Below are 21,146 nucleotides of genomic sequence, written 5' to 3' on the forward strand. Positions count from 1 at the left end.
TAAAGCACAATGACTACGCAGACTATGCCTTTGGCTCAAGTCTCAGTGATATATTTCTAATAGGCAAAGGCATCAGCCACGGGAGACAAATGTCGGGTCCACTGAGTTTGCACATTGACGGTTGGAACGAGGCCCAGGCGAGGCTAAACAGGCTAGTGTGGAGCGACTCAAGTAAAAGAGGGGGAGGGGAGGATGCACGGATGCATAACAAGAAAAGTCGCCATCAACGCCTTAAGCGGCGTCAGTTTTGCTTTAGAGAGCCCGTGATCCCACAGTCAATCCTGTTCGGGTAGAGGAAGTACTGGGCAGCTATTACCGCCATAAACCTGCAACACAACGCGTTTTGGTGCCCAAGCAATCGTCCGAGCTGACCATAAAATATAGTAATGCTCCTTGTATCATACCGTTAAGTCCAGCTGGCGGCAGCGCATTGCTGTGGTTAAACTACTTCATTCGCCGTATCGGCACTTCTGGGAAAACAAATAATTATTTTAAAAGGAATAAGTAATGATTAAGAAAGTGGTATTCGCCGCGATTGTTATCTTTTCGTCATCCGTTTCGGCGAAATCTCTGAAAGACTTCTTTTCTGAACATCCAGCGCTTTACGAAAACATTTATACGAGGCAGGCCATTAAAGAGCAGGCTGATGGTCTGGCAGCTTTAGACGCAATGGGTGAGGACACGCCATTAACCTCATTAGCTAAAAAACAAAGCCAGCTGATTCGTGAAGAAGGTTATAACTATGCTGACTTGGCATTAAGAGATCTTGTGACTTATTGTGACGACCAAGATTTAGCAACCTTGCATCGTCTGAGAGAAAAGGAATGCGAAATTCTTGCCAGTGAATCGGATAAATAAGTCTCACATTCAACGCGCCTGATAAGCAATGTTAGTAAGGTAAAATGAAGTAAAGCCCACTAAGGTGGGCTTTAATGCATGAATAATCTACCCTAGGTGCATTTTCAACAGCTAAACGCTAGTCATAGTTTGGAAGACTTCTTCTTCCTGTCAGATATATCGATCCCCAGTGCGTGGAATAAAAAAGGCCGCCAAAGCGAGCCTTAATCTGAGGTAACAAGGTTTAAGTCAATTATAGGCCTAAGGCTCTAACGCCTTACCCCCATGTTTAACCAAGAGCGCGACTATATCTCGATGGTTATTCGCTTCCGCTATGACTAAAGGGCTATATCCCTCGCGGTCAGTGGCATTGACATCAGCGCCTTTCTTTAAAAGAAAGACCACGATTTCTTTGTTTCCAATTATACTGGCTAAATGCAGCGTTGTATAACCAACGCTATCAGGGAATGCTGTTTCGAACTTAAGAATCATCTTGCAGTTGGTATTATCGTGCAGCTCTTCCGATACAGCTTGGTTGGCATGGGTGAAAAAGTCGTTAATGACAAAAGAACGACATAAATAAATTTCACATTCCCACGGTTGATCATTTTCTTCGCTATGCCACTACCGGAAAACCCGGAACCACAATCGTTGAAACCATCGTCACTTCATTTGTATGCGACTGTCTATCTGCAATCACTCACCGTTGATACCCCTGAGTAGGTATTGCACATTCATAACTCGTGATTCACACGGACTAACTTGTGTAAAACCAGAGGAGGATACCGCTTCGTTAACGACAAGGCCGTTTTAATGGATATTGGGGGGAGAGCGAGGGCGTGCTGACAAAGACAAATGCTGAGCATTGAAGGCTAAACCGTCAGTGAGTTTTTGCACCGGTAGATTACAGGCGAAAAAAAACCAACCGTAAGAGGTTGGTTTTTTCAAGGGATTTTTGGTCGGCACGAGAGGATTCGAACCTCCGACCCCCGACACCCCATGACGGTGCGCTACCAAGCTGCGCTACGTGCCGATGCTGTGGAGGCATATTACCGTTTCCAGATCTGATTGCAATAGCTGAACGTCACGACTGCTTTAGATTTAGGCAGTTAGTTGGCTATGAATCGCCTTTCGTCCGTCAGCACCTGGAGCAGCAGACCCAACTGCGGTTTTTCCGACATAAGTTCTCGACCTTCCTGATCGAACGTCCGATAACTGCCGTGCGTACCCAACAAAATGATCTGCTCCGGCGTCGTAATCGACAACAAATCCTCACTGCCGTTGGTCAGCCAAGCGTTTCGTCTTTCTGCCGTGAACAGGTCTTCGCCCTGAGAGAAATCTCTCGCCGGCGTCTGTACGTGTAGCAAACGCTGCATCAGTGTCGTCATCACGTCCTTATGGTCCGTCATCTTACTGATGGTCTGCGCTGGCGTCCCCGGCCAGTGAACGACCAGCGGCACCTGATAAAGCGAACGCGCCATCGGTTTCGGCATGTTGTCCATCAGGTTGGCGGGCGTGCTCTGAGCGGCGGTCACGACAACGACGGTGTTATCCAGCTGGTTTTTGTCGCGTAAGCCTTCGAGCATCCGCGCAATCTGGCGATCCAGCGTCGTGTTATCCTGACGGTAGCGGCGCTGCTGCTCAGATGCAGACTGATTTGCGCTGACGTTATGGTTCAGTTCGACATACGAGAACCAATGGGCGCCTGACGGGTGTCCGTCCAGCCACTTCAGCCATTGGGTCGCGATGGCGTCGGCACTTTGCGCCGAAGCTACCGGCAACGAGAAATCCGAGAGCAAGGCCTGTCGGTAAAGCGGGCTGTTGAATCCGGTAGACGAGAACAGGCTGAACTGATAGCCCTGCTGTCCGAGCGCGCTAATGAGCGCGGACGGCTTACTGCTGGCGAGAATGCCGTCCATGTACGTGCTGGAAATGCCGTAGAACAGGTTGAGCAGCCCGGCATTCGGTTCGCTGCCCGCACTGAGGTGATGGCTGAAGCGTACATTCTCTTCTGCAAAACGCGCCAGATTCGGCATCGCCTGCGGCGTGTTTTCCGGCAAGCTATCCACCACCACCAACAGCAGGTTGTAACCGCTGCCCGCGTCCTGGAACGTAATGTCGTTAAGCGGATACTCGACGGACAATGCTTCCGGATTACCCTGCTGCGTCAGCCGACGCTGATACTCCTGCGCATCCAGCAGACCATGTTTCTCCAGAAAACGGCGAGCCGTCATGGGATAGGAGAGCGGCAGATTAGAGCGCTGCATGGTGATTGGACGATAGAAATTGGCATCCGCCCAAATGTACATCATGTGGGATGCGCAAAAAGCAGCAATGAATACCCCGGCCAGCGGTTTGCCGAAGCTGCGCCGGTTGAGACTGCGCAGCTTCTGCCAGCACCAGGTCCCGAACAGCATTTCCACCATAAAAATGATGGGGACGCTGATGAATAACAGCTGCCAGTCTCGGGCGGTTTCGCTCTGGTCTGGATTGGTCACCAGCTCCCATACCGTCAGGTTAAGGTGCAGGTGGAAGCGCGTAAAGACGGCGGAGTCGACGATCAGCAAAGTCAGTCCCGCTGTCGCCACCGTGGCGGAGATCACCCGCAGTAGTCGCTGCGACATCACGAAGAACGTGAGGGGAAAGAGGATCAGCAGGTATATCGCGAACCCGATAAAACTGAAGTGGCCGAGCCAACTGACCAGCGCGTAAATACGCCCGGTCAGTGAGGCAGGCCAGTCGGCAACCAACAGGTAGCGGCTACCCAGTCCCAGACTGAGGAGAATATTGAAAAGAGCAAACCAGTGTCCCCAACTAATCATCTGGGAGACTTTTTCGCGGTAGCGCGGGCGGTTGGTTACCATAAAGAGATCGGCATCAGTGTGTGTTGTCAGCTTTCACCGAAGACTGCAACGCTTCGGCAAAGGAACGCGCCAACATCTGACGTTGGGCCGGAGCGACGCTGGTATTCAGCAGGTTTGTGACCATATTTCCCAGCACCATCAAAGCAAGATCGGTTGGCGCGCGATGTTTTTCCAGAATATTGACCAAATCCGACAGCAGTTGTTCAACTTGTTCGTCACTATAACGGGATGATTGTGGCATAAAATGGTAATTCTCAGACGGTTAAAGTCGAACATATTACCGTATAGAGGCACCGTTTTCCGCACTTTTATTGCTTTAAACAATGTCAGTGACGGGACGAGGCGACCACGGCGGATAAGGTTGCAGCAACTACGCTGAGGTGCTTGAATACGCACCTTGCTAAAAGGAGAGTCTAACATGAGTCTGGATATCGACCAGATTGCCCTGCATCAGTTAATCAAGCGCGACGAGCAAACGTTGGATTTAGTGCTTCGCGACTCGCTGCTGACCCCCAACGACGCCGTGAACGACATGATGGCTGAATTGCACCGGGTCTACAGCGCCAAAAACAAAGCCTACGGTCTGTTTAACGAGCAAAGCGAGCTGGCGGATGCGCTGCGGGCGTGCCGCAAAGGCGATGAGGACTTCCTGGCATTTACTCGTGCGGCTACCGGCCGTTTGCGCGACGAACTGGCGAAGTACCCGTTCGCCGACGGCGGTATCGTGCTGTTCTGCCAGTATCGCTATCTGGCGGTGGAGTATCTGCTGGTAACTGTCCTGAACAGCTGTAGCAGCCTGCGCGTCAACGAGCAGTTGGATATCAGCAACACCCACTATCTGGACATCAACCACGCCGATATTGTGGCCCGCATCGATTTGACCGAATGGGACACCAATCCTGAGTCCACGCGCTATCTGACATTCCTGAAAGGTCGCGTGGGACGTAAAGTCTCCGACTTCTTCATGGATTTTCTCGGCGCGACGGAAGGGCTGGACACCAAAGCGCAGAACCGTGGTTTGCTGAAGGCGGTCGATGAGTACTGTGCTGAAGCGGCGCTGGATAAGAATGAGCGTCAGGAATACCGCCAGCAGGTTTACAGCTACTGCAACGAACAGTTGCAGTCGGGGGAAGAGATCGCGCTGTCCTCCCTGTCTCAGGAACTGCCGCCCCTGGGCGACAAAACGCTGGAAGCCTTCACGACAGAGCAGGGTTACGAGCTGGCGGAGAGCTTTCCGGCCGATCGCAGTACACTGCGTCAGCTGACCAAGTTCGCCGGTAGCGGCGGCGGTCTGAGCCTCAATTTCGACGCGTTGCTCTTGGGCGAACGTATCTTCTGGGATGCGGCGACCGATACGCTGACCATCAAGGGCACGCCACCCAACCTGCGTGACCAGCTACAGCGACGACTCAGCGGCGGCGGCGATCGCTAACGGAGCCGAACGGCGCGGGGCCGTCGCGCCTGGTATTTTAATGGTATTTGTCACTCGGATGCAGACTGCCTTATGATGGCGCTTCTGCATCCGTTTTCATGGCGTGAGATTCCCGTGCAATCTAACCTCAATATGCTGCTGGCGGTGTACGATCGTGCCGCCTTGATGCTGATTTGCCTCTTTTTCCTGACCCGAACGCGCCATTTCCGGCAGCTGTTGCAGCAGGATGAACACTCGCCGTTCGACCTGTTCGTGGTCACGGCGATTTTTTCCATGTTCGCGCTGTTCAGCACCTGGTCGGGCATAAATGTCGATGGCTCTCTGGTGAACGTGCGCGTGGTGGCCGTGATGTCTGGCGGGATTCTGTTCGGCCCCTGGGTCGGCATCACCACGGGGATTATTGCCGGGCTACACCGCTACCTCATCGATATCCACGGCATTACGTCGGTGCCCTGTCTGGTGACGAGCATCGTGGCCGGTTTTATGTCCGCCTGGATCCACCAGCGAATTCCCCGCAACAAGCATTGGAGCATCGGTATCGTCGGCGGCATGCTGTGTGAAACGTTGACCATGCTGCTGGTGGTGCTGTGGACGCGGCCGATTGCGCTAGGATTAGACATCGTGGCTCATATCGCGATCCCGATGATTCTCGGCACCGTCAGCATTGGACTGATCGTGCTGCTGGTGCGCAGCGTTGAAGGCGAGAAAGAAGCTATAGCCGCCCGACAGGCCAAGCTGGCGCTGGATATCGCCAATAAAACGCTGCCGTTATTCCGGCACGTGAATATCGAGTCGCTGCGCAAGGTGTGCGACATCATCCGCACCGACATCAACGCGGACGCGGTGGCGATGACCAACACTCAGCAGGTGCTGACCTATGTCGGCTTCGGCGAGGAAAAGTATCATAGCGGCGATCGTGACCTCAGCCCGACCACGCTCCATGCGCTGAAAAGCGGCAAAATCATCATCAAAAATAATGATGAGGCGCATCGTACGCCGGAAATCCACTCGATGATCGTGATTCCGCTGCGGGAAAAGGGCAAGGTGACGGGTACGTTGAAGATTTACTATCGCCATGCCTACCGTATCACCTGGTCATTGAAAGAGATGGCGATCGGTTTGTCGCAGATTATCTCCACGCAGTTGGAAGTGTCTCGCGCCGAGCAACTGAGAGAAATGGCGGACAGGGCGGAGCTGCGGGCTTTACAGAGTAAAATTAACCCGCATTTTCTGTTTAACGCGCTGAATGCCATCTCTACATCCATTCGGCTAAATCCCGATACGGCGCGGCAGCTGATTATCAATTTGTCGCGCTATCTGCGTTACAACCTGGAGCGCAACGATGACGAGCTAATCGATATCAAAAGCGAGCTTTATCAGGTCAAAGATTACATTGCCATCGAGCAGGCGCGCTTCGGGGATAAGCTGACGGTGCTGTATGACATCGACGAGGACGTCAGCTGCCATATTCCCAGCCTGTTGATCCAGCCGCTGATCGAAAATGCCATCGTGCATGGTGTCCGCCCCTGTAAGGGCAACGGCGTAGTGGTACTGAGTATCCAGGACGTGGACGACCGTATTCGCGTTGCGGTGCGCGACACCGGCAGCGGCATCAGTGACGAAGTGATTGAGCGGGTCGCCAAAAATGAAATGCCGGGGAATAAAATCGGGCTGTTGAATGTGCATCACCGTATCAAGCTGTTGTATGGCGAAGGTTTGCACATCCGGCAGTTGCATCCGGGGACGGAAATCGAGTTCTACATCAGTAAAAACGGGGCGTCGCTGCCGGAAAGCGCGGTAGCCTTCCCTCCCTGAGCTGAGTTAATCAGGATATTTTAGTGAAAGCGATTATTGTTGAAGACGAGTTTCTTGCTCAGCAAGAGCTAAGCTGGCTCATCAAAGAACACAGTCAGATTGAAGTAGAAGGGGTCTTTGATGACGGCCTCGACGTGCTGAAATACCTTCAGCACCACAAGGTGGATGCCATCTTTCTGGATATTAATATTCCCTCGCTGGACGGGGTGTTGTTGGCGAAAAATATTAGTCAGTTCGCCCACAAACCGCTCATCGTCTTTATTACCGCCTATAAAAACCATGCGGTTGAAGCGTTTGAGCTGGAAGCATTCGACTACATCCTGAAGCCGTATCACGAAACGCGCATCGTCAGTATGCTTCAGAAGCTCGAGACGGCGTGGCACCAGCAACAAACCACGACCGCCGTCGGCGGCGTAGGGCGATCGGCGCCGATGACCATCAATCTGGTGAAAGATAAGCGCATTATCGTGACCAATATTCACGACATCTACTACGCGGAATCGCATGAAAAGCTGACATTCGTCTACACCAAGCGGGACGAATATGTGATGTCGATGAACATCACCGAGTTCTGTAGCCGACTGCCCGAAGCTTACTTCTTTCGCTGCCATCGTTCCTACTGCGTCAACTTGAGTAAAATCCGCGAAATCGAACCGTGGTTCAACAATACCTACATCCTTAAGCTCAGCGATTTGGATTTCCAGGTGCCCGTCAGCCGGGGCAAGGTCAAAGAGTTCCGGCAGTTAATGCGCCTTTAACGGCAGTTCATTCCCTCCAGGCAGCAGTTCATGCCCTGACTAAACGCATGGACGATTCCCCTCTTTATAATGGTGTCATTCAGCAGGTGCCTTTACCTGCTCATTTCAACACCAGAAAATTAATGAGGGATCCGGAATGAACGCCAAACCGGTAAATCGTGCAGTGATTGTGGTAGGAACTATCCTGGCGCAAATGGGTCTGGGAACTATTTATACCTGGAGCCTCTACAACCAGCCTTTGGTCGACAAATTTAACTGGTCGCTGGGCTCTGTCGCCACGACGTTCTCCATTACCAGCTTCTTCCTGGCTTTCGCCACCCTGTTTGCCGGCCGCATTCAGGAACGCATCGGCATTCGCAAACTGACGTTGATTTCCGGCCTGGTGCTGGGGCTGGCCCTGATGTGCAGCGCCTACGTCACCTCACTGACGGCGATCTGGCTGCTGGTCGGGGTCGTGGTCGGCTTCGCCGACGGTACGGCCTACATCACCACGTTGTCCAACCTGATCAAATGGTTCCCCAATCGTAAGGGCGTGATTGCCGGCGTTTCCGTGGGCGCTTACGGTACGGGTAGTCTGCTGTTCAAATACATCAACAGCGCCTTGTTGGGCCAAGTCGGCATTTCCCAGACGTTCTTCTGGTGGGGAATGATGGCGATGGCGTTAATCGTGACGGGTTCTCTGCTGCTGAAAGAAGCGCAAGTACAGCCTTCCGCGCCCAATGCAACTGGCGCAGGCAACATCAACTTTACCGTCAGCGAGATGCTGGCAGTGAAAGAGTCCTGGATGCTGTTTGTTGTGTTCTTCACGGCCTGCATGAGCGGTCTGTACCTGATTGGTATCGCCAAGGATATCGGCGTACGCATGGTGGGCCTGGATGCGGTCACCGCCGCTAACGCCGTTTCCGCCATCGCGATCTGCAACACGGCAGGGCGTTTGATTCTGGGATCGCTGTCCGACAAAGTCGGCCGTTTGCGGGTGATTAACTTTACCTTGCTGGTCACGGCGGTCTCTGTCTCTGTCATGGCCTTCCTGCCGATGAATCATCTGACCTTCTTCCTGTGCACCGGCGCGGTTGCCTTCTGCTTCGGGGGAAACATCACGGTCTTCCCGGCTATCGTGGGTGACTTCTTCGGTCTGCGTCACCACAGCAAAAACTACGGGTTGATTTATCAGGGGTTTGGTCTGGGGGCGTTGTCTGGTTCCTTCATCGCTGCGCAGCTGGGCGGTTTCCAGAGCACCTTTATCGTCATCACCGTGCTGTCGGTCATCTCTCTGCTGATTACGCTGGTGATCAGACCGCCTAAGTCGACGCCTTCACAGTCAGCGAAGCTGGTGACGCAGAGCAGCAACGCCTAAGCCTTCCATCTCCTATGCCTAAAAGCCTCCATTTGGAGGCTTTTTTGTGCTGTGTCAGCCATCGCTAGCGACGTGTTGCTGCCCGCGTGATGTCAGTGGCGGGTCATTGACGCGTTTGACAGACGCTATGCCAATTCATGCAGGGCTTCTGCAAGGCAACACTGACCTGATGGTCGATAGAGGGGAAGGGGGGGGGGATTGAAGCATAAAAAAAAAACGCCGCAAGGCGGCGTTTTTTATCCGCTGAAACAGCGGGATGACTCGAGACGTAATTAAACGCGAACGAAGTCGATGTGAGTCAGTTTAGGTTTGTACACGTGACGCTGCACAGCCTGAATCTTCACTTTAGTTTCTTTGCCATCAATAACCAGAGTCAGAGCTTCGGTGTAGAACGGCTCACCCGTACGCTCTTCCAGGTTTTTAACCGGATCGTGATCCAGTTCGATAGCGATCGGCGCTTCCGTACCACCGTAAACGATAGCGGGGAATTTACCGGCGATGCGCAGGCGGCGGCTCGCACCCTTGCCCTGCTCTTTACGAACTTCTGCGTTGATAGTAATCATTGCTTTCTCTACTTATATAAAAGTGATCCTGCTACAGGCGACCCAGCAACAGGTGGGATGATTCTGCTCATGCCGAAGCAAAAGCGGGCGGAATTCTAGCGGAATATGGCGCTTCGGGCAAATAAAACCGCCGTGTACTCAGCCGCGTAGCTCATTGGCGCGTCGGTAGCGGCCCTGATAATCGAACAGTTTTTCACGAATTTGCCAAAACTTTCCCTGCTGTCGGGCAACAACGAAGTCGGGCGCGCGCAGTCGTTCCTGTTGTTGCAGGATGTCGGCGCTGGTTTTCCACGCAAAGGGGACGCCAGGGGCGCGTTGATGAACGCGCAGAAATAGAAACTCAAAGGCGCTTCGTTGCGCAGGCGTATGCAGCCGGAAACGTTCGTTGACCTCCGCGCCGTCCTCATCGTGGTAGGTGATGCGCAGCCAGTCGCCTTTGCTATCTTGACCCGGCGTCAGGCTCATGCCGCTGCAGCGCAGCACGAGGGCGTCGCGGAGTTTTAGCGCGGCTTTGAGCATATCGTCCGGATCGACCAGCACGGCGTCGCACTGATGGCAATGGCGGGCGGCGATGTCGTTTTCGGCGCCACAGTGCGGGCAGCTCTTAAAGCGGAAGCGATAATCACACTGCTCGCGTCGGCCGTCGTCCTCTTCGGTAAATCCCTGACAGCGGCGACCGAAATGCTCGATCACCGTGCCGTCTTCCGTACATTTTCCCCAGAACAGATTGGCAAAGCCGCACTGTGGGCAGAAGACTTGCACCGGCTGGCTGTCCGCGTGCGACTTGCTGGCGCCCACTTCCGGTGTGTAGAGGTCGAAGGGGTTACCCGCGTAGTCCAAAATCAGGCAGTCGGTTTTGCCGGGAGAGAGACGCAGGCCGCGCCCGACGATTTGCTGATACAGGCTGACGGACTCGGTGGGGCGCAGAATGGCGATAAGATCGACATGAGGCGCGTCAAAACCCGTGGTCAGCACGGACACGTTAACCAGGTAGCGTAACTGCTGCTGTTTGAACGCCGTAATCAAGGCATCGCGCTCCCCAGGCGGCGTTTCGCCGCTGATGAGCGCGGCTTCGCCCTCCGGCAGCAGGCCGGTGATTTCGGTCGCGTGTTCCACCGTCGCGGCGAAGATCATCACGCCTTTGCGGTCGGCGCCGTAATCCTGAATTTGACGGATAATTTGTGGTGTGACGCGTTTTTGACGTTTCAGTTCTCGGTTGAGATCGGCCTCGCTGAACAAACCGTGGCTCTGAACGTTCAGTTTGCTGAAGTCGTACTGAATCACCGGCATATCCAGTCGTTCAGGCGGCACCAGAAAGCCGTGTTTGATCATGTATCGCAGCGGCAGCTCGTAGATGCAGTCGCGAAACAGGCAGTTCTCGTCTCCCCGCACCATTCCATGATAGTGGTATTGATAGATCCACCCCTTGCCGAGCCGATAGGGCGTTGCGGTGAGACCCAGCAGACGCAGCCGTGAATTGACAGTTTGCAAATGGCGCAATATCTGGCGGTATTGACTGTCGTCGGCGTCCCCGATGCGGTGACACTCGTCGACGATCAGCAGTGAAAACGCCTGATCGAAATGCGCGAGGTGACGTGCGACGGACTGAACGCTGCCGAAGACAACTTTGCCCTGGCTTTGACGTTGGCGCAGTCCAGCGGAAAAAATATCGGCTTCCAGCCCCAGCGCCCGATACTTGGCATGGTTTTGCTCCACCAGCTCTTTGACGTGCGCCAATACCAACACGCGACCGCGAGCGAGTCGCGCCAGCTCGGCAATCACCAGACTTTTGCCCGCGCCGGTAGGAAGGACGATCACGGCGGGTGAGGCGTGATGACGAAAGTAGTCCAGCGTGGCGTCGACGGCCTCGCGCTGGTAAGGACGTAGCGTGAACGACATCATTAGCGATTGCGAAGGCGAGTCGGATAAAGGATGGACTTGCGTTCTCCTACGTGGGTATCAAGACCAAAGCGCTGAGTGAAAACGGCGGCAAGGGTGGAGAACCCAAGGGGTGCCGCGATGAAGCGCCTGGCCGCAATCATCATTTGTAGTACTTCATGACGCTGAATTGATGACATAATAAGGCTCCTTTTGAATATGCTCTCGGCCGCGTAGAGGGGTTCCGCCGCTTGGACAGGGGCGAAATTGATTCTATTATGCCTATTACTCAGGAGAGGAGCGAGCAACGGTAGGCGCTGAGCCGGTCAACCCGTAAGCATTTGCGGTCGACGCGGCGAACACAGCGACACGATGGATAGCTCCTGCACGCAGGGCCAAGCCCTGACCAGCCACATATGCAATATAGGCAGTAAACCGTTAATGCGATTGGACAAATTTTTATCTCAGCAGTTAGGACTCAGCCGTTCTCTGGTCGCGCGCGAACTGCGCGCGCAGCGAGTCACAGTCGATGGCGAAGTCATTAAAACCGGCGCTTTCAAGCTGTTGCCGGACCAGATCGTCGAGTTTGACGGTCGTCCCCTCGAACAACAGCACGGGCCGCGCTATTTCATGCTGCATAAGCCGCAGGGCTATGTCTGTTCTACCGACGATCCGGACCACCCGACTATCCTATACTTCATGGATGAGCCGATGGCGCACAAGTTACATGCCGCAGGCCGTCTGGATATCGATACCAGCGGACTGGTGTTGTTGACGGATGACGGGCAGTGGTCTCATCGCATCACTTCGCCCAAACATCACTGCGAGAAAACCTATCTTGTGACGCTGGAACAGCCGCTACAGCCAGAAACGGCCGCGCAGTTCGCCGCTGGGATCCAGTTGAATAATGAAAAAAGTCTGACGTTGCCCGCAAGGCTGGAGCAGGTCGACGACCAACAGGTACGGTTGACCATCAGCGAAGGTCGCTACCATCAGGTGAAAAGAATGTTCGCCGCGGTGGGTAACCACGTGGTGGCGCTTCACCGGGAGCGTATTGGCGGCATCGTCCTGGATGACGCGCTGGATGAGGGGGAGTATCGTCCTCTCACGCCGGAAGAAGTGGCCAGCGTCGGGCTTTAGTCGTCTCTGGGCTGGGGCGTCGTCGGTATGGGGGTCCCTTAGACCCGCGTTTCGTCACTCGCCCGCGTCCGTCACAGCGGTGGGTGAAAGAGTGCGGGGCCTGGCGATTCATCGTCGTGGGATCGTGTTGTCTATCAGGAGAATGATTTTCAGTGCAAGCTCAACTCCCTTCCCGCGTTGGCCTGATTGTTATTCTGGGCCTGATCTCCATGCTGATGCCGCTGGCGATCGACATGTATCTGCCGGCGCTCCCGGTCATCGCCAAAGAGTTTAACGTTGAAGCCGGGCGCGTGCAGATGACGCTCAGCGCCTATATCTTCGGCTTCGCCATCGGCCAGATTTTCTACGGCCCGATGTCGGACAGCGTCGGACGACGCCCGGTGATCCTCGGGGGCGTGATCATGTTTACGATCGCAGCCGTCGCCTGCGCGCTGGCGCAAACGGTGGAGCAGTTGGTGGCGATGCGTTTTCTTCACGGCCTGTCCGCCGCGTCTGCCAGCGTGGTCATCAATGCGCTGATGCGGGATCTGTTCTCCAAAGAAGAGTTCTCGCGGATGATGTCGTTTGTCATCTTGGTCATGACCGTCGCTCCACTGCTGGCACCTATTTTGGGCGGGGCGCTGCTGTTTTGGTTGAACTGGCACGCCATCTTCTGGACGATTGCCGCCGCATCGCTTTTGACCTCTGTGCTGGTCTGGAAATATGTGCGTGAGTCGCTGCCGCCCGAACGTCGACAGCGGTTCAACCTGCAAACGACGCTGAACAACTTTGTGCTGCTGTTCCGACATCGTCGAGTGATGAGTTATATGCTCGCCAGCGGCTTGTCGTTCGCCGGTATGTTCTCGTTTCTCAGCGCTGGGCCGTTCGTGTACATCGATCTGAACGGCGTGTCGCCACAGAATTTCGGTTACTATTTTGCGCTTAACATCATCTTCCTGTTCCTGATGACGTTGTTGAACAGCCGCATCGTGTCGAAAATGGGCGCGTTGTTCATGTTCCGACTGGGCATTCTGATTCAGTTTGTCATGGGGATCTTTCTGGTGGCGGTCTGTGCCTTGCATCTGGGATTTCTGCCGCTGGTCGTCGGGGTGGCCATCTATGTCGGCTGCGTGGCGACGGTCGCCTCGAATGCGCTGGCCGTGGTGCTGGGCGATTTTCCGCACATGGCGGGGACAGCCTCCTCCGTCGCAGGGACGTTGCGTTTCGGATTGGGGTCGCTGGTCGGCGTTGCGCTGTCGGTGGCGGCATTCCATACGGCCTGGCCGATGGTCATCAGTATGGTGGTGTGTTCGGGAGGCGCATTGGCGCTTTATTTCTATGCCAACCGGCCTCGTCGACCTTGAATCGATCGCAACGTGCCACAACGAACAAACACAAATGTTCCTTAATTGTGAATGTTTTGCTCTAAAAAGTGAATAATATGAAAATAACGGTTGAGATATCGGGGGTAAAAGGTTACATATAACAAAAATTACCCCTCATTCGTGATCGCCTTAACAAATTATAACCGCCAGAATGGGTTATCACGAACCGGTCGCCAGCGGGTTTTACCGCGACCAGCGCCATAGCGCAGGGCTGATGTCAGGCAGGAAGCCCGCGTCGAAGATGTTTTTATTGTGTTTTTATTTTGTAAATTTGCATTTTTGCTTAACCGAGGAAAACAGCTGTGAATAGTCTTCAACTTTCGGTGGTTCATCGTTTGCCGCAAAGTTACCGTTGGTTAACCGGTTGCACGGGTATCCGCGTGGAACCGATCCCCCTCAACGGCAGCGAAGATGACGATAACCTCATCGGATTTAAGATGTTAAGTCATGATGAAGAAGATGCCCGCCGTATTATGCCGCAGCTGAAACGATCGCTCGACGAAATCCAGGTAGAGTGCAGCGTGCTGGAATGGGAAGGAGAGACTTGTCTGTTTCTGCACCGTCAGGATGAAAGCACCGCCTTATGCCGTCTGAAAAATCTAGGCGTGGCGATTGCCGAGCCTATCAGCGCGCGGTATCCCTTCTGAACGGCAACCCACCCGCCGGGTTGCTCTCACATCGATAATTGCAGTAACTCACGCGTGTAGGGTTGCTGCGGTTGGGTAAAGACGTCCCGGCACGATCCCTGCTCCACCACATCCCCCTGTTGCAACACCATGACCTGGTGGCATAACGTGCGTACCACCTGCAAATCGTGACTTATAAACACGTAAGCCAACCCATGTTTGCGTTGCAGCGCCTGCAACAGCGTCAATATCTGCGCCTGTACGGTTCGGTCAAGTGATGAAGTCGGCTCGTCGAGAATCAGAAGCTCGGGTTTCAGGATCAGCGCGCGGGCGATGGCGATGCGCTGGCGCTGGCCGCCGGAGAACTCGGACGGATAGCGATGGCGACTGTCGGGGGCGAGTCCTACCTCTTGAAGCGTGGCGATAACCCGCGCTTCGCGCTCCGCAGGCGCCATTTTGGCCTGCACGGTGAGCCCTTCGGCAATAATCTGCTCCACATTCAGTCGCGGATTGAGCGAGGAGTTCGGGTCCTGAAAAACGACCTGTATACGTCGACGCATCGGCAGCATCTGACGGCGACCAAATTGATGTAGCGGCTGGCCGTCGAACCAAATTTCACCCTGAGACGCCAATAGCCTCAGCAACGCTAGCCCTGTCGTGCTTTTGCCGGAGCCGGATTCGCCGACCAATCCCAGACTTTCGCCCCGTCGCAACGTAAAGCTGATGTCCTTCACCACCTTTTTTTCCGCTGATTGACGTCCCAGCCACCCGCGTTTGACCGGGAAGCTGACGCTGAGATGCTTCACCGCCAATAGCGGGGCGTCTTCGGTCGTGAGCATAGGTGGCGAACCGGTCGGCTCGGCGTCCAACAGGCGGCGCGTGTAGGGATGCTGGGGAGATGTCAGCAGCGCGCTGGCCTGATTCAGTTCAACGCATTTGCCGCTTTGCATGACGGCGATGTTGTCCGCCAGTCGCCGGACGATATTCAGGTTATGCGTGATGAACAGCAGGCTCATCCCGAGCTCCTGTTTCAATTCGGCCAAGAGTGTCAGGATTTGCGCCTGTACGGTGACATCCAGCGCCGTGGTCGGTTCGTCGGCAATCAACAGGTCAGGCTGAGTGAGCAGCGCCATGGCGATCATGATGCGCTGACGCTCTCCGCCCGAAAGCTGATGCGGGTAGTCCGCCAAGCGGGATTTAGCCTGCCGAATACCGACGCGTTCCAGACACTCGATGATCTCGCCGCGTGCGGCTTCCCGCCGCATTCCACGATGTAGGGATAGCACTTCCGCCAACTGCTTTTCCACGCTTTGCAATGGATTGAGCGATACCATCGGCTCCTGAAAAATCATGGCGATGCGATTGCCGCGTAGCCGCCTTAGCGTCTCTTCCTGCGCATGCAGCAGGGATTGGCCCTCGAACAGGATGTCGCCCTGAGGATAGCGCGTCGGCGGGGAAGGCAGCAGTCGCAAAATCGACAGCGCCGTCACACTTTTTCCCGAACCGGACTCGCCGACCAGCGCGAGCGTTTCGCCCGCGTTGATATCGAAAGAGACGCTGTCCACCACGCGCCTCTCCGTGTCACCGCGCTGAAAGGCGATGCTGAGATCCTTGATCTGTAACAGGGGAGTCGGGGTCATATCAATACACCTTGCTCGGGTCAAAGGCGTCGCGCACCGCTTCGCCGATAAAGATAAGGAGTGAAAGGACGAGCGCCATCACCATGAAAATGGTGATCCCCAGCCACGGCGCCTGCAGGTTATTCTTGCCCTCAAGCAGCAGTCCGCCCAGCGACGGCGATCCCATCGGCAGGCCGAAGCCCAGAAAGTCCAGCGATGTCAGCGTGATAATGGAACCGCACAGAATAAACGGGAGATAGGTGAGCGTTGCCACCATCGCGTTGGGCAACATACAGCGGAAGATAATCATGATGTCACTGACGCCCATGGCCTGAGCCGCGCGGATGTAGTCGAAGTTGCGGGTGCGCAGGAATTCCGCCCGCACCACGCCGACCAGCGTCATCCACCCGAACAGTACGGTAATCGCCAGCAGCCACCAGAACGTTGGCTGAAGCACGCTGGAGAGTAAAATAATCAAAAACAGCGTTGGCATTCCCGACCAGACTTCAATAAAGCGTTGCCCCCAGAGATCAAGCCGCCCGCCGTAGTAGCCCTGCGTCGCACCGACGACAATGCCGATAATAGAGGACAGCAGCGTGAGTGACAGGCCGAACAGAAGCGATAGACGAAAGCCGTACAGTACCTGCGCCAACACGTCCTTGCCCTGACTGTCGGTGCCGAGCAGGTTGTCCCAGGAGGGCGGCGAAGGGAATGCCGTAGTCGTGGCATAATTGATGGTGTCGTAGTGATAACCGATCGGCGGCCAAATCGCCCAGCCGTGATCTTCCAGTCGTTTGACCAGATAGGGGTCGCGATAGTCGGCCGCGGTGGCGAACTGGCCGCCAAAGGTGGTTTCGCTGTAGTCCGCCATGAAAGGAACATAAAAATGACCGTCATAACGCACCAGCAGCGGCGCATCGTTGGCGATCAGCTCCGAAAACAGCGTCACGATGAAGAACACCAAAAAAATCCACAGTGACCAGTAGCCCCGACGATTGTGTCGAAAACGCGCCCAGCGGGCCTGGTTGGGCGGGCTCAGTCGGCTCATTGGCGCTCCTCAAAATCAATACGCGGATCAACCAGCGTATAGGTCATATCGCTAATAATATTCAGCAACAATCCGACGATCGTAAAAATATACAACGTGCCGAACATGACGGGATAATCGCGTTGCAACGTCGCGTCATAACCTAACAGTCCCAGCCCGTTGAGCGAAAACATCACTTCGATGAGCAGCGAGCCGGTAAAGAACATGCTGATAAAGGTGGCCGGAAAGCCAGCGATGACCAGCAGCATGGCGTTTCGGAACACATGACGGTACAAAATACTCCTCTCGTTCAATCCCTTGGCGCGAGCCGTGACGACGTACTGCTTGCGGATCTCATCCAAAAAGGCGTTTTTGGTCAGCATCGTCAGCGTGGCGAAGCCGCCGATGACCAGTGCCAACACCGGTAGCGTGATATGCCACAGATAGTCGGTGATTTTGCCGTACCAAGGCAGAATGTCGAAATGGCTGGAGACTAAACCGCGCAGCGGGAACCAATTCAGATAGCTGCCGCCCGCGAACAGCACGATTAGCAGGATGGCGAACAAAAACGCCGGGATGGCGTAGCCGACAACGATGAGCGTGCTGCTCCAGGTATCAAAGGTAGAGCCGTCCCGCACCGCCTTTTTAATCCCCATAGGTATCGAGACCAGATAGATAATCAGCGTGCTCCAGAGTCCCAGCGAGATGGACACTGGCATGCGGTCTTTGATGAGGCCAATCACCGACTCGCCGCGAAACAGACTGTCGCCGAAGTCGAAGCGCACGTAGTCCCACAGCATCTTGAAGTAGCGTTCGTGCAGCGGCTTGTCGAAGCCATAGCGCTGCGTGATTTCCTGTATCACTTCCGGATCTAGCCCCCGACCGCCGCGATAGGTATTCTCTACCGAGGGTTTACCGCTAGGGCCATTGGCGTTGCCGCCGCTGCCATAGCCGCTTAGTTGCCCCATCTCAATCGCGGCGATAGCCTGGTCGACCGGTCCGCCGGGCGCGATTTGTACGATAAAAAAATTGAGGGTGATGATCGCCCACAGCGTGGGGATCACGAAGAGCAGTCGTCGTAACAGGTAAGTTCCCATATCCAGTCCTTATTGCCGTTCGGCCGGTAGGGTGGCGGCTTTGTCGGTGTCGTACCACCAGCTATCAAATCCCAGCGCGTACGTGGGGCGCACGGCGGGCATGCCGAACTTGTTCCAATAGGCAAAACGGTCGTGATTGCTGAACCACATGGGGATCATGAACTGATGCCAGGTCACCACCCGGTCTAGCGCGCGCCCTAGCGGCAGTAATGCTGACTTATCGCCCTGATGACGAATAATTTCGTCTATCAGGCGATCAATAGCGGGATCTTGTACGCCGGGGGTGTTGTAGCTTGAGTCGAGATACTTGCTGCTCCAGCTAATCGCCAGATTGGCGCTGGGGTATGGTTCGGTGGCAAAGGGGCGCGACAGCATATCGAAGTCCCGTTTACGCAGGCGGTTATTGAACTGCGGCGCATCCACCATTCGCACCGTCATATCGATGCCAAGCCGCTTCAGGCTATGCTGAAACGGCAGCACGAACTGGGCGTTGCCTGCGTTGGAAATCAGCAGTTCGAACCGGAAGGGCCGGCCGGTCTGCGGGTTAATCAGCTCGTTGTTTTTCAGCTCCCAGCCCGCCTGTTTCAGCAAGTCGAGCGCCTGTAGCAGGTGAGTACGGTCATAACCGTTGCCGTCAGATTCCGGCGGGCGGTAAGCGGGGCCGAAGACTTCCGCGGGAAGGCGGTCTTTCAGTGGCGTCAGCCACTGCAGCTCGCTGGCGCTCGGGCTTCCCGTCGCCGCGTACTCTGTGTTTTGAAACAGGCTATTGGCGCGCTGATAGCTGTTATAGAACAGCGCTTTGTTCATCCAGTTGAAATCAAACGCCAGCGCGAGCGCCTGACGCACCCGCCGATCCTGAAACAGCGGCCTTGTGGTATTGAATACCAGCCAGCGCGTCGACTGTGCCGCCGTGTTCAGCACGTCTTTCTTCACGATATAACCTCTGGAAAAGTTGCCGCCTTGATACAATGTCGTCCACTGTTTGGGCGAGGTTTCGATGCGCATATCGAAAGCGCCAGCTTTGAAAGCTTCCAGAGCCACGTTTTCATCCAGATAGTAGTCGTAGCGGATAGAGTCGAAGTTATATAGCCCTTTATTGACCGGCAGGTCGGCGGCCCAATAGTCCTTTACGCGGGAATATACGACGTATTGACCGATATGATAGTCGGAAATTCGGTAAGCGCCGCCCGCCAGGGGAGGGCGTGTCAGCGGCTCGTTAAACTTGTGATGTTCCCAGAACGCTTGGGGAATAACGGGCAGCGTGAGCAGCCCGATCATTTTGTCTTTATCCGGTGTGCCGAAGTCGAACCGCACGGTGTGGGGGGTAAGAGCGCGGGCGGTGGTGCCTTTGTAATACACGCGAAACTGCGGCACGCCCTGGGTCATAAAGGTATTGAAGGTGAAGGCGACGTCTGAGGCGGTGACCGGCGAACCATCATGAAAACGGGCTTGTGGGTTCAGGTCGACTTCCAGCCAACGATAGTCGCTGTCGTAGCGGGCGCCGTTGGCGATCAACGGGTAATAGCTGCCGGACTCATCATCGGAGTTAACGTACAGCGAATCATAAAGCGCTTCGGTTCTGACCGCCGGCAATCCACGTGAGGCAAATCGGTTAAAATTATCGAACGAGCCTAACGCGCTGAGGGTGATATGCCCGCCTTTCGGAGCCTCGGGGTTGGCGTAGTCAAAATGGGTGAAGTTTTTATCGTACTTTGGGGCGTCCAACATGGTGAAAGCAAAAGGCTGTTGCAGCGTCTCCGCTAACCCCGATAGCGGGGACGAGATAAACAGTAAGGTGAAAGCGACGGATTTAAACATCGGGGCAGCTGACTCCTGTATAACGTCGTTCAAGCCATGCAGGCCAACGTGTTGATAGGTCGTATTGTGTTGCCGGGTGAAAAGCGTTGGCGCTAAGTACACAGAGGCATTTTAGTGTATTCCTCCCGCGTTGGCAGGAGCCGATGCGAGCCAATAAAAAACGCCGCGATGAATGTGCGGCGTTTCGGATTTCGTTTGGTCGGCATCAACAGGGAATAAAAAGGATCAGCTGTGCGGACCCTGTGCGAGTACCCGACGTCCTTCCCGATAACGGTGTTTCCAGTAGGTTTCGTCCAGATTGGAGATAGTGACGCCGCTGCTGGTTGACGCGTGGACAAACTGCTGGCCGCCGAGATAGATGCCGACATGGCGTCCTGTCGAACCGGCGCGGAACAGGACCAGATCACCAGGGCGTAATTTATTGCGTTGAATTTTCTGACCGACTTCCTCCTGCTCGTAGCTGGAGCGGGGAAGGTCCATGCCAAATTGTTCGCGGAATGTGCGCTGAACAAAGGCGGAACAGTCGATGCCTTTCTTGGTCTGACCGCCTAAGCGATAACGGACGCCTTTCCAGCTTGCGTACTGGTCGAGCAGCTTGGTTTTCACTTCTACGTTCTGAACCATCGCTTCGAATTCAGCCTGAGAGGCTTGTAGTGAAGGATCACCATTAACTACACGCCTATCAGTCTGAGAATTTAATGCTGTATCACTGTGATTGCTGCTGCAGGCGGTGAGAACAATTGCCACCGCGACGGCAGGCACTGCCCGCCAGATGTATCTCAGCACCGGTTGAGATTTGACCATTGTTGTTATATTCCCTTCGTGTCCTTAGCGAACGAAACGATCGCTATATGCTGTATTTGCCAAACGAAATAAGACTCAGGAATCGTTATTTAGGGACAACAACCGGATCGCCAAACCGTGCCGAGCAGCACTTTTTCTATAGCAACA

Annotated in this window: 19 protein-coding genes and 1 tRNA gene; 8 read left to right on the forward strand and 12 right to left on the reverse strand. The window is 54.8% G+C overall.

Annotated features, from left to right (window positions below):
* The first annotated feature begins 507 nt into the window (after positions 1–507).
* Positions 508–858: a hypothetical protein gene (locus AU511_RS04385; protein ID WP_094108893.1), complete on the forward strand. Its 351-nt coding sequence runs from the start codon at positions 508–510 to the stop codon at positions 856–858.
* Between the two features lie 240 nt (positions 859–1,098).
* Here AU511_RS04385 and AU511_RS04390 read toward each other — a convergent pair whose 3' ends face one another.
* The 4 genes from AU511_RS04390 to AU511_RS04405 form a co-directional block, all read right to left on the reverse strand.
* Positions 1,099–1,422, reverse strand: coding sequence for an ankyrin repeat domain-containing protein (locus AU511_RS04390; RefSeq protein WP_338037480.1), 324 nt, complete (start codon positions 1,420–1,422; stop codon positions 1,099–1,101).
* Between the two features lie 371 nt (positions 1,423–1,793).
* Positions 1,794–1,870: transfer RNA gene (locus AU511_RS04395), tRNA-Pro, on the reverse strand.
* Positions 1,871–1,946: 76 nt separating this feature from the next.
* A complete protein-coding gene (yejM, locus tag AU511_RS04400) occupies positions 1,947–3,701 on the reverse strand; it encodes an LPS biosynthesis-modulating metalloenzyme YejM (protein WP_094108895.1) in 1,755 nt (584 codons plus the stop codon).
* A 13-nt stretch (positions 3,702–3,714) separates the two neighbouring features.
* On the reverse strand, positions 3,715–3,942 hold the full coding sequence (locus tag AU511_RS04405) for a YejL family protein (RefSeq protein WP_094102156.1): 228 nt from the start codon (positions 3,940–3,942) through the stop codon (positions 3,715–3,717).
* A 177-nt stretch (positions 3,943–4,119) separates the two neighbouring features.
* On the opposite strand from AU511_RS04405, the gene yejK reads away from it, so the two are divergent.
* From yejK to AU511_RS04425, 4 genes are all read left to right on the forward strand, one after another.
* Positions 4,120–5,133: a nucleoid-associated protein YejK gene (gene yejK / locus AU511_RS04410; protein ID WP_094102155.1), complete on the forward strand. Its 1,014-nt coding sequence runs from the start codon at positions 4,120–4,122 to the stop codon at positions 5,131–5,133.
* A gap of 75 nt (positions 5,134–5,208) precedes the next feature.
* A complete protein-coding gene (locus tag AU511_RS04415) occupies positions 5,209–6,948 on the forward strand; it encodes a LytS/YhcK type 5TM receptor domain-containing protein (protein ID WP_167371999.1) in 1,740 nt (579 codons plus the stop codon).
* Between the two features lie 23 nt (positions 6,949–6,971).
* A complete protein-coding gene (locus AU511_RS04420; RefSeq protein ID WP_094102153.1) occupies positions 6,972–7,706 on the forward strand; it encodes a LytR/AlgR family response regulator transcription factor in 735 nt (244 codons plus the stop codon).
* Positions 7,707–7,842: 136 nt separating this feature from the next.
* On the forward strand, positions 7,843–9,063 hold the full coding sequence (locus AU511_RS04425) for an L-lactate MFS transporter (protein ID WP_094108897.1): 1,221 nt from the start codon (positions 7,843–7,845) through the stop codon (positions 9,061–9,063).
* Between the two features lie 272 nt (positions 9,064–9,335).
* On the opposite strand, the gene rplY is transcribed toward AU511_RS04425, so the two are convergent.
* The 3 genes from rplY to AU511_RS17395 form a co-directional block, all read right to left on the reverse strand.
* On the reverse strand, positions 9,336–9,626 hold the full coding sequence (rplY, locus tag AU511_RS04430) for a 50S ribosomal protein L25 (protein ID WP_094102152.1): 291 nt from the start codon (positions 9,624–9,626) through the stop codon (positions 9,336–9,338).
* A gap of 138 nt (positions 9,627–9,764) precedes the next feature.
* Positions 9,765–11,525: a DNA repair helicase RadD gene (gene radD, locus AU511_RS04435; protein ID WP_094108915.1), complete on the reverse strand. Its 1,761-nt coding sequence runs from the start codon at positions 11,523–11,525 to the stop codon at positions 9,765–9,767.
* A gap of 2 nt (positions 11,526–11,527) precedes the next feature.
* A complete protein-coding gene (locus AU511_RS17395; protein WP_167371998.1) occupies positions 11,528–11,704 on the reverse strand; it encodes a hypothetical protein in 177 nt (58 codons plus the stop codon).
* A gap of 241 nt (positions 11,705–11,945) precedes the next feature.
* Here AU511_RS17395 and rsuA point away from each other — a divergent pair, with 241 nt between their 5' ends.
* The 3 genes from rsuA (at position 11,946) to AU511_RS04450 (ending at position 14,655) form a co-directional block, all read left to right on the forward strand.
* Positions 11,946–12,644 (forward strand): 16S rRNA pseudouridine(516) synthase RsuA, encoded by a 699-nt coding sequence (gene rsuA / locus AU511_RS04440; protein WP_094108898.1) that lies wholly within the window; start codon positions 11,946–11,948, stop codon positions 12,642–12,644.
* A gap of 152 nt (positions 12,645–12,796) precedes the next feature.
* Positions 12,797–13,987, forward strand: a complete 1,191-nt coding sequence (locus AU511_RS04445; RefSeq protein ID WP_094108899.1) for a Bcr/CflA family multidrug efflux MFS transporter — start codon at positions 12,797–12,799, stop codon at positions 13,985–13,987.
* 323 nt (positions 13,988–14,310) lie between these two features.
* Positions 14,311–14,655, forward strand: coding sequence for a YejG family protein (locus AU511_RS04450; RefSeq protein WP_094102149.1), 345 nt, complete (start codon positions 14,311–14,313; stop codon positions 14,653–14,655).
* Between the two features lie 26 nt (positions 14,656–14,681).
* Here the strand turns inward: AU511_RS04450 and yejF are convergent, their stop codons facing one another.
* The 5 genes from yejF to mepS all read right to left on the reverse strand — a co-directional run bounded on the left by yejF (position 14,682) and on the right by mepS (position 20,999).
* Positions 14,682–16,274, reverse strand: coding sequence for a microcin C ABC transporter ATP-binding protein YejF (gene yejF, locus AU511_RS04455; protein WP_094108900.1), 1,593 nt, complete (start codon positions 16,272–16,274; stop codon positions 14,682–14,684).
* Position 16,275: 1 nt separating this feature from the next.
* The gene (locus AU511_RS04460; protein ID WP_094101000.1) at positions 16,276–17,301 is read right to left on the reverse strand and encodes an ABC transporter permease; all 1,026 of its coding nucleotides are present in this window, start codon (positions 17,299–17,301) and stop codon (positions 16,276–16,278) included.
* Positions 17,298–18,377: a microcin C ABC transporter permease YejB gene (locus AU511_RS04465; protein WP_094108901.1), complete on the reverse strand. Its 1,080-nt coding sequence runs from the start codon at positions 18,375–18,377 to the stop codon at positions 17,298–17,300. Before AU511_RS04465 ends, AU511_RS04460 begins: the two co-directional genes overlap by 4 nt.
* A 9-nt stretch (positions 18,378–18,386) precedes the next feature.
* Positions 18,387–20,195, reverse strand: coding sequence for an extracellular solute-binding protein (locus tag AU511_RS04470; protein WP_094108902.1), 1,809 nt, complete (start codon positions 20,193–20,195; stop codon positions 18,387–18,389).
* Positions 20,196–20,420: 225 nt separating this feature from the next.
* The gene (gene mepS / locus AU511_RS04475; protein ID WP_094101003.1) at positions 20,421–20,999 is read right to left on the reverse strand and encodes a bifunctional murein DD-endopeptidase/murein LD-carboxypeptidase; all 579 of its coding nucleotides are present in this window, start codon (positions 20,997–20,999) and stop codon (positions 20,421–20,423) included.
* Positions 21,000–21,146: the final 147 nt, after the last annotated feature.

Source organism: Lonsdalea iberica, from assembly GCF_002111585.1.
Classification (GTDB): Bacteria; Pseudomonadota; Gammaproteobacteria; order Enterobacterales; family Enterobacteriaceae; genus Lonsdalea; species Lonsdalea iberica.

What these genes read in the sequence shown, in the direction of transcription:
- yejK (WP_094102155.1), top strand. Translation starts at nt 4,120, where the DNA reads ATGAGTCTGGATATCGACCAGATTGCCCTGCATCAGTTAATCAAGCGC.
- radD (WP_094108915.1), bottom strand. Translation starts at nt 11,525, where the DNA reads ATGTCGTTCACGCTACGTCCTTACCAGCGCGAGGCCGTCGACGCCACG.
- rsuA (WP_094108898.1), top strand. Translation starts at nt 11,946, where the DNA reads ATGCGATTGGACAAATTTTTATCTCAGCAGTTAGGACTCAGCCGTTCT.
- AU511_RS04405 (WP_094102156.1), bottom strand. Translation starts at nt 3,942, where the DNA reads ATGCCACAATCATCCCGTTATAGTGACGAACAAGTTGAACAACTGCTG.
- AU511_RS04465 (WP_094108901.1), bottom strand. Translation starts at nt 18,377, where the DNA reads ATGGGAACTTACCTGTTACGACGACTGCTCTTCGTGATCCCCACGCTG.
- rplY (WP_094102152.1), bottom strand. Translation starts at nt 9,626, where the DNA reads ATGATTACTATCAACGCAGAAGTTCGTAAAGAGCAGGGCAAGGGTGCG.
- AU511_RS04460 (WP_094101000.1), bottom strand. Translation starts at nt 17,301, where the DNA reads ATGAGCCGACTGAGCCCGCCCAACCAGGCCCGCTGGGCGCGTTTTCGA.
- AU511_RS04415 (WP_167371999.1), top strand. Translation starts at nt 5,209, where the DNA reads ATGGCGCTTCTGCATCCGTTTTCATGGCGTGAGATTCCCGTGCAATCT.
- mepS (WP_094101003.1), bottom strand. Translation starts at nt 20,999, where the DNA reads ATGGTCAAATCTCAACCGGTGCTGAGATACATCTGGCGGGCAGTGCCT.
- yejM (WP_094108895.1), bottom strand. Translation starts at nt 3,701, where the DNA reads ATGGTAACCAACCGCCCGCGCTACCGCGAAAAAGTCTCCCAGATGATT.
- yejF (WP_094108900.1), bottom strand. Translation starts at nt 16,274, where the DNA reads ATGACCCCGACTCCCCTGTTACAGATCAAGGATCTCAGCATCGCCTTT.
- AU511_RS04385 (WP_094108893.1), top strand. Translation starts at nt 508, where the DNA reads ATGATTAAGAAAGTGGTATTCGCCGCGATTGTTATCTTTTCGTCATCC.
- AU511_RS04470 (WP_094108902.1), bottom strand. Translation starts at nt 20,195, where the DNA reads ATGTTTAAATCCGTCGCTTTCACCTTACTGTTTATCTCGTCCCCGCTA.
- AU511_RS17395 (WP_167371998.1), bottom strand. Translation starts at nt 11,704, where the DNA reads ATGTCATCAATTCAGCGTCATGAAGTACTACAAATGATGATTGCGGCC.
- AU511_RS04425 (WP_094108897.1), top strand. Translation starts at nt 7,843, where the DNA reads ATGAACGCCAAACCGGTAAATCGTGCAGTGATTGTGGTAGGAACTATC.